This is a genomic window from Micromonospora sp. DT31, assembly GCF_049841795.1.
GTDB lineage: Bacteria > Actinomycetota > Actinomycetes > Mycobacteriales > Micromonosporaceae > Micromonospora.
In genome coordinates this window covers 828,182-840,900 of sequence record NZ_JBNCKZ010000001.1, presented here as the reverse complement: position 1 = coordinate 840,900, position 12,719 = coordinate 828,182, and the positions used below count along the sequence as shown (strand labels likewise).

The 12,719-nt window shown below is 74.7% G+C and carries 13 protein-coding genes; 4 read left to right on the top strand and 9 right to left on the bottom strand.

From position 1 onward, the window contains the following. Positions 1 to 126 precede the first annotated feature (126 nt). The 4 genes from ACLQ2X_RS03815 to ACLQ2X_RS03800 are packed head-to-tail and all read left to right on the top strand — an operon-like array spanning position 127 to position 3,999. The gene (locus tag ACLQ2X_RS03815; RefSeq protein ID WP_425679497.1) at positions 127 to 1,242 is read left to right on the top strand and encodes a WD40/YVTN/BNR-like repeat-containing protein; all 1,116 of its coding nucleotides are present in this window, start codon (positions 127 to 129) and stop codon (positions 1,240 to 1,242) included. After that, positions 1,239 to 1,535, top strand: a complete 297-nt coding sequence (locus ACLQ2X_RS03810) for a MoaD/ThiS family protein (RefSeq protein WP_425679496.1) — start codon at positions 1,239 to 1,241, stop codon at positions 1,533 to 1,535. The genes ACLQ2X_RS03815 and ACLQ2X_RS03810 overlap by 4 nt, the downstream gene beginning before the upstream one ends. Positions 1,536 to 1,584: 49 nt before the next feature. Next, positions 1,585 to 3,522, top strand: a complete 1,938-nt coding sequence (locus ACLQ2X_RS03805) for a beta-propeller domain-containing protein (protein ID WP_425679495.1) — start codon at positions 1,585 to 1,587, stop codon at positions 3,520 to 3,522. Between the two features lie 51 nt (positions 3,523 to 3,573). Further along, positions 3,574 to 3,999 (top strand): integrase, encoded by a 426-nt coding sequence (locus ACLQ2X_RS03800; protein ID WP_425679494.1) that lies wholly within the window; start codon positions 3,574 to 3,576, stop codon positions 3,997 to 3,999. Between the two features lie 35 nt (positions 4,000 to 4,034). Here ACLQ2X_RS03800 and ACLQ2X_RS03795 read toward each other — a convergent pair whose 3' ends face one another. The 9 genes from ACLQ2X_RS03795 to ACLQ2X_RS03755 form a co-directional block, all read right to left on the bottom strand. Then, positions 4,035 to 4,649, bottom strand: a complete 615-nt coding sequence (locus ACLQ2X_RS03795; RefSeq protein WP_425679493.1) for a hypothetical protein — start codon at positions 4,647 to 4,649, stop codon at positions 4,035 to 4,037. Continuing rightward, the gene (locus ACLQ2X_RS03790) at positions 4,646 to 6,007 is read right to left on the bottom strand and encodes a hypothetical protein (RefSeq protein ID WP_425679546.1); all 1,362 of its coding nucleotides are present in this window, start codon (positions 6,005 to 6,007) and stop codon (positions 4,646 to 4,648) included. The genes ACLQ2X_RS03795 and ACLQ2X_RS03790 overlap by 4 nt, the downstream gene beginning before the upstream one ends. After that, positions 6,007 to 6,807 (bottom strand): ATP-binding cassette domain-containing protein, encoded by an 801-nt coding sequence (locus ACLQ2X_RS03785; RefSeq protein WP_425679492.1) that lies wholly within the window; start codon positions 6,805 to 6,807, stop codon positions 6,007 to 6,009. Before ACLQ2X_RS03785 ends, ACLQ2X_RS03790 begins: the two co-directional genes overlap by 1 nt. A gap of 66 nt (positions 6,808 to 6,873) precedes the next feature. After that, positions 6,874 to 7,692: a zf-HC2 domain-containing protein gene (locus tag ACLQ2X_RS03780; RefSeq protein ID WP_425679491.1), complete on the bottom strand. Its 819-nt coding sequence runs from the start codon at positions 7,690 to 7,692 to the stop codon at positions 6,874 to 6,876. Continuing rightward, positions 7,689 to 8,273, bottom strand: a complete 585-nt coding sequence (locus ACLQ2X_RS03775; protein ID WP_425679490.1) for an RNA polymerase sigma factor — start codon at positions 8,271 to 8,273, stop codon at positions 7,689 to 7,691. The genes ACLQ2X_RS03780 and ACLQ2X_RS03775 overlap by 4 nt, the downstream gene beginning before the upstream one ends. Before the next feature lie 64 nt (positions 8,274 to 8,337). Continuing rightward, complete coding sequence (locus ACLQ2X_RS03770; RefSeq protein ID WP_425679489.1) at positions 8,338 to 9,504, bottom strand: SGNH/GDSL hydrolase family protein; 1,167 nt, start codon at positions 9,502 to 9,504, stop codon at positions 8,338 to 8,340. 47 nt (positions 9,505 to 9,551) lie between these two features. Beyond that, entirely contained in the window at positions 9,552 to 10,391 is an 840-nt protein-coding gene (locus ACLQ2X_RS03765; RefSeq protein ID WP_425679488.1) for a sugar phosphate isomerase/epimerase family protein, read from the bottom strand. Next, complete coding sequence (locus ACLQ2X_RS03760) at positions 10,388 to 11,551, bottom strand: dihydrodipicolinate synthase family protein (RefSeq protein WP_425679487.1); 1,164 nt, start codon at positions 11,549 to 11,551, stop codon at positions 10,388 to 10,390. Before ACLQ2X_RS03760 ends, ACLQ2X_RS03765 begins: the two co-directional genes overlap by 4 nt. After that, positions 11,548 to 12,699: a Gfo/Idh/MocA family protein gene (locus ACLQ2X_RS03755; protein ID WP_425679486.1), complete on the bottom strand. Its 1,152-nt coding sequence runs from the start codon at positions 12,697 to 12,699 to the stop codon at positions 11,548 to 11,550. Before ACLQ2X_RS03755 ends, ACLQ2X_RS03760 begins: the two co-directional genes overlap by 4 nt. Positions 12,700 to 12,719: the final 20 nt, after the last annotated feature.

Genomic DNA, 12,719 nt, shown 5'->3' with positions numbered 1-12,719 from the left:
CGTGACCTCCGACACTCCGGCCGCGCCGGCGGTGCCGCCGGATGTCGTACCTGTGGAGTAGACAGCGATGAGTTTCGCCGCGACGCACGGTCAGACCCGGGGAGAAGACTCGCAACGGAGGATCACATGAGCGGTGTACGGGTACTTGTCGGCACACGTAAGGGCGCGTTCATCCTGACGTCGGACGGCCGGCGCGACGACTGGACGGTCGACGGCCCCCACTTCGGTGGCTGGGAGATCTACCACCTGACCGGTTCCCCCGTGGACACGGACCGGCTGTACGCCTCCCAGTCCGGCGGCTGGTTCGGGCAGTTGATCCAGCGCTCCGACGACGGCGGCCGCACCTGGGCGACGGTGGGCAACGACTTCGCCTACACCGGCGAGGTGGGGCAGCACCTCTGGTACGACGGCACGCCCCGGCCGTGGGAGTTCAAGCGGATCTGGCACCTGGAGCCGTCCCGCCACGACCCGGACACCGTGTACGCGGGCGGTGAGGACGCGGCGCTCTACGTCACCACCGACGGCGGCGGGAAGTGGTCGGAGCTGACCGCGCTGCGCCAGCACCCCACCGGTCCGGAATGGCAGCCCGGCGCGGGCGGCATGTGCCTGCACACGATCCTGCTCGACCCGGCCGACCGCAACCGCATCTACGTGGCCATCTCGGCGGCCGGTGCGTTCCGCAGCGACGACGGCGGCACGAGTTGGCTGCCGATCAACAAGGGGCTGCGTTCGGGGGAGATCCCCGACGAGGACTCGGAGGTCGGGCACTGCGTGCACCGCCTCGCCCAGCACCCGTCCGCGCCGGACACGCTGTTCATGCAGAAGCACTGGGACGTCATGCGTACCGACGACGCCGGCGGGAACTGGCGGGAGGTCAGCGGCGACCTGCCGTCGGACTTCGGCTTCCCGATCGCGGTGCACGCGCACGAGCCGGAGACGGTCTACGTGGTGCCGATCACCAGCGACTCGCTGCACTACCCGCCGGAGGGCAAGCTGCGTGTCTACCGCAGCCGCACCGGCGGTGAGCACTGGGAGCCGTTGACCGAAGGGCTGCCGCAGTCGCACTGCTACGTCAACGTGCTGCGCGACGCGATGGCCGTCGACACGCTCGACCCGTGCGGCATCTACTTCGGCACCACGGGCGGCCAGGTCTACCACTCGGCCGACGGCGGTGACACCTGGGCGTCGATCGTGCGGGACCTGCCGGCGGTGCTCTCCGTCGAGGTCCAGGTGCTGCCGTGATCCGGGTGGTGCTGCCGGCACACCTGAAGAATCTGGCGCACGTCACCGGCGAGGTACGCGTCGAGGTGGCCGGCCCGCCGACCCAGCGGGAGGTGCTCGACGCGCTGGAGGCCGCGTACCCGATGCTGCTCGGCACGATCCGTGACCGGCACAGCGGCAAGCGCCGGCCGTTCGTCCGCTTCTACGCCTGCGAGAGCGACCTGTCGAACGAGTCGCCGGACGACCCGTTGCCGGAGGAGGTGGTCGCCGGCAAGGAGCCGTTCATCGTGCTCGGCGCGATGGCCGGCGGTTGAACTCACACGGCCTGGGAACCGCGCGCGCCACCGCCACGTCTGACGGTTCATGACCTGTCGCAGATCCCGGACGATCGGATGGACGTTGGCCGCCGCGCTGGCCCTCACCGGCTGCACCGCGTCACCGCCGGCCGGCCGGAGCGTACCGGCCGGTGGGCTGCGGCTGGTCGCGTTCGACTCCTGCGATGAGGCGCTGACGCAGCTCCGCGCGGCCGCCAGGGCGGCGGTGGGCCCGTGGGGCTTCGGCCCGGGCGGCGGCGAGATGCGGCAGTTCGTCGAGGAACGGTCGGCGGTGGGCGGCGCGCCGAAGGCCGCCGGGTCGGCGCCCTCGGCGAGCTTCTCCGGCACCAATGTGCACGAGGCGGGCGTGGACGAACCAGACCTGGTCAAGACCGACGGCCGGCGGATCGTCACGGTCAGCCGTGGCGTGCTGTCCGTGGTCGACCCGGTGACCCGCCGGGTGACCGGCCGGGTGGCGGTCGACCCCACCACCGAGCGGTACTCCCGCGGCGAGGCCGACCTGCTGCTGCACGGCGACCGGGCGCTCGTGCTGCTGCGCGACGGATGGGTCACCAAGGGCACCGTGCCGGGCGGGCGTGACGCCCCGGGCGCGCTCGCGCAGGCCCGGCTGGTCCTGGTCGACCTCGCGGGAGCGCCGCGGATCGCCGGCGAGTACCGGATGGACGGCCGGCTGGTCGACGCCCGGCTGGTCGGCGCCACCGCCCGGGTCGTGATCAGTTCCGGACCCCGGCTCGCCTTCCGGAAAAGTGTGCGGAAGGGCTCCGACGCGAACCGGATCGCCGCGAACCGCGCCGTGATCGACAAGGCCACGCTCGACGACTGGCTGCCCCGGTACGAGATCCGCGACGGGGTCCGGACGGTCGGCGCCGGGCGGGTCGGCTGTGACCGGGTCACCCGGCCGGCCAGCTTCTCCGGCGCCGCCATGGTCACCGTGCTCACCTTCGACCTGGGCGCGCAGGCGCTCGGCGCCGGTGACCCGGTCACCGTGCTCGCCGACGGCGACACCGTGTACGGCACCGGCCCACGCCTCTACGTCGCCAACGACCAGCGCTGGCGGACGTGGCGTGGTGGGCCGTCCGGGGCGCGCGACATCAGCACCGAGATCTACCAGTTCGACACGTCGGCGGGCACGCCGCGCTACGTCGCCGCCGGGTCCGTGCCGGGCTGGCTGATCAACCAGTACGCGCTGTCCGAGTGGGACGGCCACCTGCGGGCTGCCACCACGACCGGCGAGCCGCGGGGCGGGGGGACCCGCACGCAGTCCGGCGTCCACGTGCTGCGCGCCGAGGGCGCTGCGCTGAAACGGGTGGGCGCGCTCACCGGGCTGGGCAAGGGCGAGCAGATCTACGCGGTGCGGTTCCTCGGCGGCACCGGCTACGTGGTGACGTTCCGTCAGACGGATCCGCTGTACAGCGTGGACCTGCGTGACCCGGCCGCGCCGCGGGTCACCGGCGAGTTGAAGATCAACGGCTATTCGGCGTACCTGCATCCGGCCGGCGACGGCCGCCTGATCGGGGTCGGACAGGACGCGACCGACAGGGGACGGGTGACCGGCACCCAGGTGTCCCTGTTCGACGTGGCCGACCCGGCCCGGCCGGCCCGGCTCGCCCAACACCACGTCACGGGCGGCTGGTCCGAGGCGGAACACGACCCGCACGCGTTCCTGTACTGGGCGCCGGAGCACCTGGTGGTGCTCCCGGTGCAGCAGCAGGGCGTGGTCACCGACCGGGCCGACGGCACGAGGCGCCCGCCGACCGGCGGTGTGCTGGCGCTGCGGGTCGGCGACAAGGGCTTCACCGTGGCCGGCGCGGTCGACCACCCGGGCGTCCCAGCCGACGGCGGCGAGTGGGCGCCGATCCGCCGTTCGCTGATGGTCGACGGTGTGCTCTGGACGGTCTCCGACGCCGGTCTCAAGGCGACCGCCGTGTCCGGCATGACCACCCTCGCGTGGGTGCCGCTGACCTGACGACGACGGAAACCCGTTGCGGCGACGGGCGCCGTTGCGGACGATCGGGCCGTGCGTATCCGACTGCGGCGACTGTGGATCGACGGGCGCGCCTTCACCTGGCGGGCGGAGATCCGTGAGGTGCGTGGCGACGCGGACTGCCACCGCTGCGTCCGGCTGCGGGTCTGGGGCGGCGGGAAGACGGGCCAGGCGCTGCAGGCGGATCTGCTGTCGGCGACCTGGGGGACGGGATGGTCGCCCTGCGCCGTCGACGACGCCTACCCGACCTCGGCCGACGTACGCGCCGTCATCGAGTACGCCCTGCGGCACGGATGGCGGCCTGAGCGGCGCGGCGGCGCGTACCCGCTCGCCGAACGGGAGCACGGGGCCCGGTTCCGGTTGCCCGGATTCCTGCTCACCGACCGGCTGCGCGGACCGGAGGGCGGCGACCCGACCCGGCGCGTCGCGGCGGCGTGGTCGGCCGCGAACAACGGCTGACCGGGCCCCGCCGCCCGCGACGAGGTCCGGTCCCCTCACTGTTCCAGCGCCGCCTCGGCCGCCGCGACCTGCGGCCCCACCCGCAGCGCGTATGCGACGACGCCGCCGAGGAGGAACGTCGTGGCGGTGACGGCGGCGATCCGGTTACCCGGTTCCTGCGCCATCCACAGCGCCACCTGCCGCCATGCCGGTCCGCCCGGCGCGGCCAGGAAAGCACCCAGCGCGGCCCAGGCGGTCGGCACCTGCCAGGCGGCGCGGGCGCCGGCGAGCGCGGCCCCGAGCCCGACCAGCCCGACCAGCCCGGCCGTGTTGTGGGCCAGCACCGGCAGCGGCCCGAAGTCGGCGCCGAGCACGCCGGCGGCGGCCAGCAGCCCCACCACCACCGCGCCGTACCCGAGCAGGTGCCCGGCCCGGCGCGGCGGCCACTGCCACGCGGCGGTCTTCTCCAGCGCCGGGTCGGTGCCGGCGAGCGTCGGCCCGAGCGGCGCCACCGCCATGGCGATGGTGAGCACGGCGAGGCCGGTGGGCACCTCGGGGCGGTCGGTGAAGGCGGACCAGGCGAGAGTCATCACGGCGATGCAGCCGACCGACCCGGCCAGAGCGGCGGGGATCCGGCGGGACCGCACGTAGAGCGGCAGCCAGCGGGTCACGGTGCGGCCCGGCCGGTGAGCGCCGGCATCAGGTCCGGCTCGCACCGCGCGGCCGCGTCCCGCAGCGCGGTCACCCGGCGCACCTGCTCCGGTTCGGGCAGCGCGCGCAGGTGCCGCACCCCGGCCCGGATCTGCGGCTGCTGTTCGTCGGCGTACCGGTATCCGGTCCACGAGTCCCACAGCCGCACCGTGTCGGTGTCCAGCAGCCAGGCCGCGACGATCGCCGGGGCGGCGTCGTCGCCGCTGCGCCCGCAGCCGGACCACCTGGTGCCGCCGCCCATGGCGATGCGTTCGGCCACGTCCGCGGCCCGGCCGGTGTCCGGGTCGACCTCGAGGTGGAACTGGACCGTGCCCGGTGCGGGTCGGGGCCGGTGCCACTGTTCGCTGTCGTTGCTGCCGATGGTGTCCAGCCGCAGCTCCACCGCGCGGGTCGGCGCGCCGGGCAGCTTCGCCAGCGCTCGCAGCCCTCGGCGGGCCTCGGGGGTGATCTCGGGCAGCAGGTGCGCGTGGACGGCGGTGACGCAGACCTGCGGCGTGCCGTCGGCGCAGACGTAGCGGCGCGCTCCCGCGTCGAGTTGCCAGATCCCGGCGGGGCCTGGGACGCCGATCAGCACGAGGCCCGCCACGCCACCGGCGAGGCCCGCCAGCGCGCCCGCCCGGGTCAGCCACGACCCGCCGGCCGCCAGCAGCAGGCCGGCGAGCACCAGCCCGGCTCCCAGCGCCAGGCGGCTGAGCAGCAGCCGGTCGGACAGCGTCTCCCACGGCGTGTCCGGCGGCCAGCTGATCATGAGGGACGCGTTGGTCAGCCGGCTGCCCGAACCGCCGAGCAGGGCGATGCCCTCCTGCGCCACCAGGCCGGCGGCGGCCAGCAGCGGCGGCAGAAGCGGTGAGGACCACAGCCGGCCGACGGCAACGCCCACCCAGGCCGCGCCCACGAGTACCAGCACGTCGACCAGGGGACCGGCGAGTCCGCGTACGCCGAGGTGGGCCCCACCGGTGGCGACGACCGCCGCGCCGGCGGCGAGCACGAGCAGGTGCGCGGCCGCGACCGCGACGCCGAGCGCGGTCATCGGGGGCAGTACACGCTGCCAGCGGGGCCGGCCGGTGCTGTTCGTCAGCTCGTCGGCGCGGGTACGCCGGTCCCGGCGGCCGAGCACCGTGCCGCCGGCGAGCGCGAGCGGCACCAGGAAGAACATGTCGGAGGCGTGCACGTAGCCCAGCCGCAGCCACTGCCCCTGCCCCTGCCCCTGCCAGAAGCTGTACATGCTCGCCGTGCCGAGCGCGCCGACGGCCAGCAGCAGCACCGCCACGGCCGGCGCGTTGGAGCGGCGCAGTTCGACGCGTACCTGTCGCATCATCACGCGCCCCGGTGCTGCTTGAGCAGGTGCGAGTAGCCGCGCTCGGCGGCGCTGTCGCCGACGCCGCCGTTCTCGCCGTGGCGAACCAGGTCGGCGGGCAGACCCTGGAACACGCGTGCGCCGTGGTCCATCAGGATGACGTCGGAGCAGGCCGCCACCACGTCCTCCACCAGGTGGGTGGAGACCAGCACACAGGCGTCCGCGCCGAGTTCGCGGATCAGCTCGCGGAACTCGACCCGCTGCTCCGGGTCCAGGCCCACGGTCGGCTCGTCGAGCAGCAGCAGCTCCGGTTCGTTCACGATCGCCTGGGCGATGCCGGCCCGGCGCAGCATGCCGCCGGACAGCGTCTTGAGCTTCGCGTCGGCCCGGTCGGTGAGGCGTACCCGGTCGATGGCCCGCTGGGTCGCGCCCGGCACCGCCGACGGGGGCATCTCCCGCAGCCAGGCCACGTACTCGACGTACTCCCGGACGGTGAACCGGGGGTAGTAGCCGAACTGCTGCGGCAGGTAGCCGAGGCGACGGCGCACCGGCCGCAGTTCACGCGTCGTGGTGGCGTCCGCGCCGAGCAGCCGCAGCACACCGGCGTGCGGTTTGACCACCGTGGCGAGCGCGCGCATCAGGGTGCTCTTGCCGGCGCCGTTGGGGCCGAGCAGCCCGTGCACGCCGGTGCCGAGCGTCAGGCCGAGGTCGTCGACGGCCAGGTGCCGCCCGGCCTTCACCGACAGTCCCACCGCCTCGATCCGCCAGGCGTGCCGGGTCGGCGCCACCTCCTCGGCGCTCACTGCGCGTACCAATGTCATCTCCTTCTCGGGCAGGGTCGGTCCCGGCACCGGCGGGCGCCGTGTGGTCGTTCGCGGGTTTCGGGGTCAGCGCCAGCCGGCGGGCCGCCGCAGGTGTTCGGCACGCAGCGCGGTCAGCAGGGTGAGCACGGCCGCCGCCGCCGCCCAGACGGGCATGGTCGCGGGCCGGATCAGGGCCTCGGTCGCGGCGGCGACGCGGGCCGCGTCGGCGCCACCGGTGAACGACAGCGCGGTGACCGCCGTCAACCAGCCGCCGCCCAGGACGGCGGCCGCCGGCGGCACGCCGACGCGGCTGCCGAGAAGCAGCGTGGCCGCGGTGAACGTCAGGCAGGGCAGCAGCCACAGCGCCGGGTTGCGGCCGACCGCCAGCCCGGCCACCGCGAGCACGGGCGCGACCAGGAGCAGAACCGCGAGGGTGCGGCGAAGCAGCAGTTCCGGCCCGGCGCGGGCGGTGCCGGCGACCACCTCCCAGTTCGGGTTGGCGCGGCGGGACCAGGCGACCGCGAGCCCGGCCAGCGGCGCCACCGGCGCCAGCAGCAGCACCACCGAGGGCCGGTCCGGGTAGTTGCGGTCCAGCAGCACCGCGGCCAGGATCGCCGTGCATGTCATCGCCGCCCAGGCCAGCAGCGACCAGTCGGTCCAGCGCAGCCACCACCGCCGCAGCGGGCGCCGGGGCACCGGTCGCGGCCCGGTGCGGGCCTGTTCGAGGATGACCTCCCGGGCGTCGCCGAGCAGGGCCCGCAGTGGCGGGGCGGCCAGCTCACCGAGCCGGTGGCGGCACTGCGCACAGCCCTCCAGGTGCACCTCGACGGTCCAGGTGGCGGCGTCGTCGGGGCTGCCCGCGGCGTACGCGGCCAGGGCCGGGAGGGGAACGTGAGCGGTCATGCCAGCGCCTCCCGTAGCGCGTTGCGGGCACGCCGGGCCCGGCTCTTCACGGTGCCCTCCGGCACCCCCAGCAGGACCGAGGTCTCCCGGACGGTCAGCCCGTCCAGGACCATGGCGGCCAGCACCGCCCGCAGCTCCGGTGCCAGCGAGTCGAGCGCGGCGCCCACCTCCAGGCCGAGCGACCCGGCGAGCGCCTCGTCCTCGGCGGCCGGCGCGCTGCGCACCGGCAGCGCGTCGGTCGGCACCTCCGGCACCCGGGCGCGCCGGCGCAGCGCGTCGACCAGGCGTCGGGCGGCGATGGTCCAGATCCAGCCGGCGGCCGAGCCGCCCGGCGCGTCCGCCCCACCGGAGGGCCGGAGCCCGCTGAACGAGCCGGCGGCCCGCCACACCGTCAGGTACGTGTCCTGGAGGACCTCGGCGACGATGCCGTCGTCGGCGCACCGCCGCCGCAGCCGGATCGCGAGCCACGGCGACGTCCGCCGGTACAGCTCGTCGAACGCGTCCAGGTCGGCGCGCGCGATCCGCCGCAGCAGTCGCTCCTCGTCCGGTTGGCTTCCTCCCACGCCTTGTCTGTCGTTCACGGCGTCTCCGACGGATCACGGCACGACGTGACCTGGGTCACACCGTGCCGTGAGGAGGTGCCGGTCACGCCCGCGCGGCGAACGGTCCCTCCGGCCCGAACGCCAGCGCCGCGAACCGCTCGCCGATGCGCCGGTCGGTGGCCGGGTCGGGGTGCAGCTCGTCGGGCAGCGGCAGTTCGGCGTAGTCGTGCTCGCCGTACAACTCCAGCCCGTCGAGGTAGTGCAGGTTCGGGTCCGCGGCGGCCCGGGACGCCACGATCCGGGCCAGCTCAGCCCGGATGACGCGCAGCGTGAGCCGGCCGGTGGCCCGCTCGGCCGGGTCGCCGGTGGCCCGGAACCGCATCCTCCCGTCGACGAACTCGACCGCGCCCGGGCCGGGCGTGTCCTCCTGGATCGGGCACAGGATCGACGACACGACAAGCAGCGGGGTCTGCGGATGGCCGTCCCGGATGGTGTCCAGGAAGCCGTGCACGGCCGGGCCGAACGCCCGCAGCCGCATCAGGTCGCTGTTCACCAGGTTGATGCCGATCTTGACGCTGATCAGGTCGGCCGGGGTGTCGCGCATCGCCCGGGCGGTGAACGGGTCGAGCAGCGCGCTGCCGCTGAACCCCAGGTTGACCAGCTCCACGCCGGCGAGCGTGGCGGCCACCGCCGGCCAGGTGCCGGTGGGGCTCTCCGCGTCCGAGCCGTGGCTGATCGAGCTGCCGTGGTGCAGCCACACCCGGCGGCCCCCGTCACCGGCCGGCTCGACCGGCGCGTCGGTGCGCAGCGCCACCAGCTCGGTGATCTCCCGGTGCGGCAGCCAGATCACCACCTCCTTGTCGGTGGCGGGCAGGTCCGTGAAGCGCACCGTGCCGACCGGACCCGGCTCGACGCCTGACGTGCCGGTGGCCAGGTCGATGGTGAGGACCTTGCCGCCACCGGCGGTGGCCTGACCGGCGAGCCGCCCGTCGACGACCAGGTCGTAGCGCCCGTCGGGGCGCGGCCCGGTGCCCCGGTAGACCATCTTCGTGGGCAGCACGTCCAGCTCGATCGTGGTGGCGCGGGTGCGGAGCGCCAGCCGTACGCCCGACGGCATCGCCTCCGCCGTCGCCAGCTGGGGGTCGGTGTTCTGTGCCCGGGCCCACGCGGGCAGCCGGTGCGGCAGCACCCCGTCCGCGGTCCGTTCCAGGTCGAGCGCGCCGCGCAGCAGGTCGTTGGTGATGCCTGTGGTGATGTGCGGAGAAGCCATGGTCCCGATCCTGCCGGCGGCCACCCGGTCCGCGTCGATCGGGGCCCTCAGCCGGGCAGCACGAGGTCGACGTAGCGCGCCGTCATGGTGGCCAGGACCCGGTCCGGGTCGGTGGCCCACACCTCGGCGTTGAAGATCTCCACCTCGACGTCGCCGGTGTACCCGGCGGCCTCCACCGCGCGGCGCAGCGGCGGGAAGTCGATGTGCCCGTCGCCCATCATGCCCCGGCCGAGCAGCACGTCGGCCGGCAGCGGGGTGAGGAAGTCGCACACCTGGAAGCTCGCGATGCGCGCCCCGGCGCGGGCGATCTGCCGCCGCACGTCCGGATCCCACCAGACGTGGAACGTGTCCACCACGACACCCACCTGCTCGACCGGGAACGCCTCGGCCACGTCGAGTGCCTGCCCGAGTGTGGACAGCACCGCCCGGTCGGCGCAGTACATCGGGTGCAGCGGCTCCAGCGCGAGGCGTACCCCGCGTTCACCGGCGTACGGCGCCAGCTCGGCCAGCCGGTCGGCCACCCGCTGGCGGGCGCCGGGCAGGTCGCGGGAGCCGGGCGGCAGGCCGCCGACGACAAGCACCAGGCAGGCGGCGCCCAGGGCGGCGGCCTCATCGATCGCGCGCCGGTTGTCCGCGAGCGCCGCGATCCGTCCGGTGTGGTCGTCGGCGGTGAGGAAACCGCCCCGGCACAGCGACGACACCCGCAGCCCGGCGTCGGTGACGAGCCGCGCCGCGGCCGGTACGCCGATCTCGGCGACCGGCTCGCGCCACAGCCCGATCGCCGGAATGCCGGCGCGCACACAGCCGTCGACCGCCTCGGCCACCGACCAGCGTCGCGTGGTGCGCTGGTTGAGCGACAGCCGTGCCAGCCGGGCGTCGGCGGTCATCCGGCGACGCCCGCGACGTCCAGGTAGGCGCGCATCCGCCGCGCCGCCAGGTCCGGGTCGCGCAGCAGCCCGGCGGCGTCGGCCAGCCGGAACGCCTCGACCAGGTGTCCGACGCCGCGCCCGCCGTGCAGGCCGCCGACCATGGTGAAGCCGGGCTGCCCCCCGTTGAGCCAGCACAGGAACGCGATGCCGGTCTTGTAGTACGGCGTGGGCGGGGCGAACAGGTGCCGGGACAGCGGCACGGTCGCGTCGAGGATCGTCCGGAACCCGGCCGGATCGTTGGCGTCGAGCCGCAGCAGCGCGGCCGACGCGGCGGGGGCGATCGCCGCGAACGCGCCGAGCAGCGCGTGGCTGTGCCGCTTCCCGTCGCCCTCGATCAACTCGGGGTAGTGGTAGTCGTCGCCGGTGTAGACCTTCACGGTGGGCGGCAGCAGTTCCCGCAGCCGCACCTCCCGGGCGGCGTCCAGCAGCGACACCTTCACCCCGTCGACCGCGTCGGCGTGCGCGTGCGTCAGCGCGACGAACGTGTCGGTGGCCGCGTCCAGGTCGGTCGAGCCCCAGTAGCCGGCCAACGCCGGGTCGAACATGTCGCCGAGCCAGTGCAGCACCACAGGCGCGCCGGCCTCCCGCAGCACCCGTTCGTAGACGCGCAGGTAGTCCTCGGCGCCGGTGGCCAGCGCGGCGAGGTGCCGGCTGGCCATCACCACCGCCGTCGCGCCGCACCGCTGCACGAACGCCACCTGCTCGGCGTACGCGGCGACGACCTCGTCGAGCGTGTCGGGCACGCGGGTGAGCTGGTCGGTGGCCGCCCCGGCGACGATGCGCCCACCGCACGCGGCGGCCTCGGCGGCGCTGCGCCGGACCAGCTCCCGGGTGGCCGCCCAGTCCAGCCCCATCCCACGCTGCGCGGTGTCCATCGCCTCGGCCACGCCCAGGCCCCAGGACCAGAGGTCGTGTCGCACCGCGAGCGTCGCGTCCCAGTCCAGCCGGGCCGGGGCGCCGGGGGAGTTGTCGGCGTACGGGTCGGCGACCACGTGCGCGGCGGCGTACGTGATCCGGCTGGCCGGCGGCCCGGACGGGCGGTGCCAGGCGGTCGGTTCCCGCAGGGTCAGCGGCGCGACGCCGCCGCCCGGGGTGGGCAGGGTGATCCGCGCGGTCACCGGGGGAGCTCCTCGATCTCGACCCGCCGGCCCTCCCGGGCCGACCGCAGGGCGGCCTCGGCGAGTTGGACGCCCCGGACGCCGGCGAAGAAGTCCCAGGGGAACGGCTCGTCGTCGACGACGTGCCGCAGGAACGCCTCCCACTGTGTCTTGAAGCCGTTGTCGTACTCGGTGTTGTCCGGCACGGTCTGCCACTGCGCGCGGAACGGCTCGGTGACCGGCAGGTCGGGGTTCCACACCGGCATCGGAGTGGCGCCGCGGTGCTGGATGCGGCAGTCGCGCAGCCCGGCGACAGCGCTGCCGTGCGTGCCGTCGACCTGGAACTCGACCAGCTCGTCGCGGTGCACACGGACCGCCCAGGAGGAGTTGATCTGCGCGATGATGCCGCCGGCCAGTTCGAGGATGCCGTACGCGGCGTCGTCGGCGGTGGCGCGGTAGGTGACGCCGTTCTCGTCGACCCGCTCGGGGATGTGCGTGGCGGTGACCGCGGTGACGGCGGTGACCGGGGCGATGATCTGCTCCAGCACGTAGTGCCAGTGCGGGAACATGTCCAGCGTGATGCCGCCGCCGTCCTCGGCGCGGTAGTTCCAGCTCGGCCGTTGCGCTGCCTGCCAGTCGCCCTCGAACACCCAGTAGCCGAACTCGCCGCGCACGGACAGGATCCGCCCGAAGAAGCCGCCGTCGACGAGCCGCTTGAGCTTGCGCAGGCCGGGCAGGAACAGTTTGTCCTGCACCACGCCGTGGCGGATGCCCCGGGCGGCGGCCAGGCGGGCCAGTTCCCACGAACCGGCCAGCCCTTCGGCGAGCGGCTTCTCGGTGTAGACGTGCTTCCCGGCCTCGATGGCCGCGCGGATCGCCTTCTCCCGCTGCGCGGTCACCTGCGCGTCGAAGTAGACGTGGTGCCGGTCGTCGGCGAGCGCCGCGGCCAGGTCGGTGGTGTGGGAGGTCAGCCCGTGCCGGGCGGCGATCTCGGCGAGCCGGCCCTCGTCGCGGCCCACCAGGGTCAGCTCCGGCCAGATCCGCCGGCCGTCCCGGCCGGGCACGCCGCCCTGTTCGCGGATGGCCAGCAGGGACCGGACGAGGTGCTGTCGGTAGCCCATCCGCCCGGTCACGCCGTTGAGGATGATCCCGATGGACGTGCGTTCCACGTGTGCCTCCCGGGCGTTCT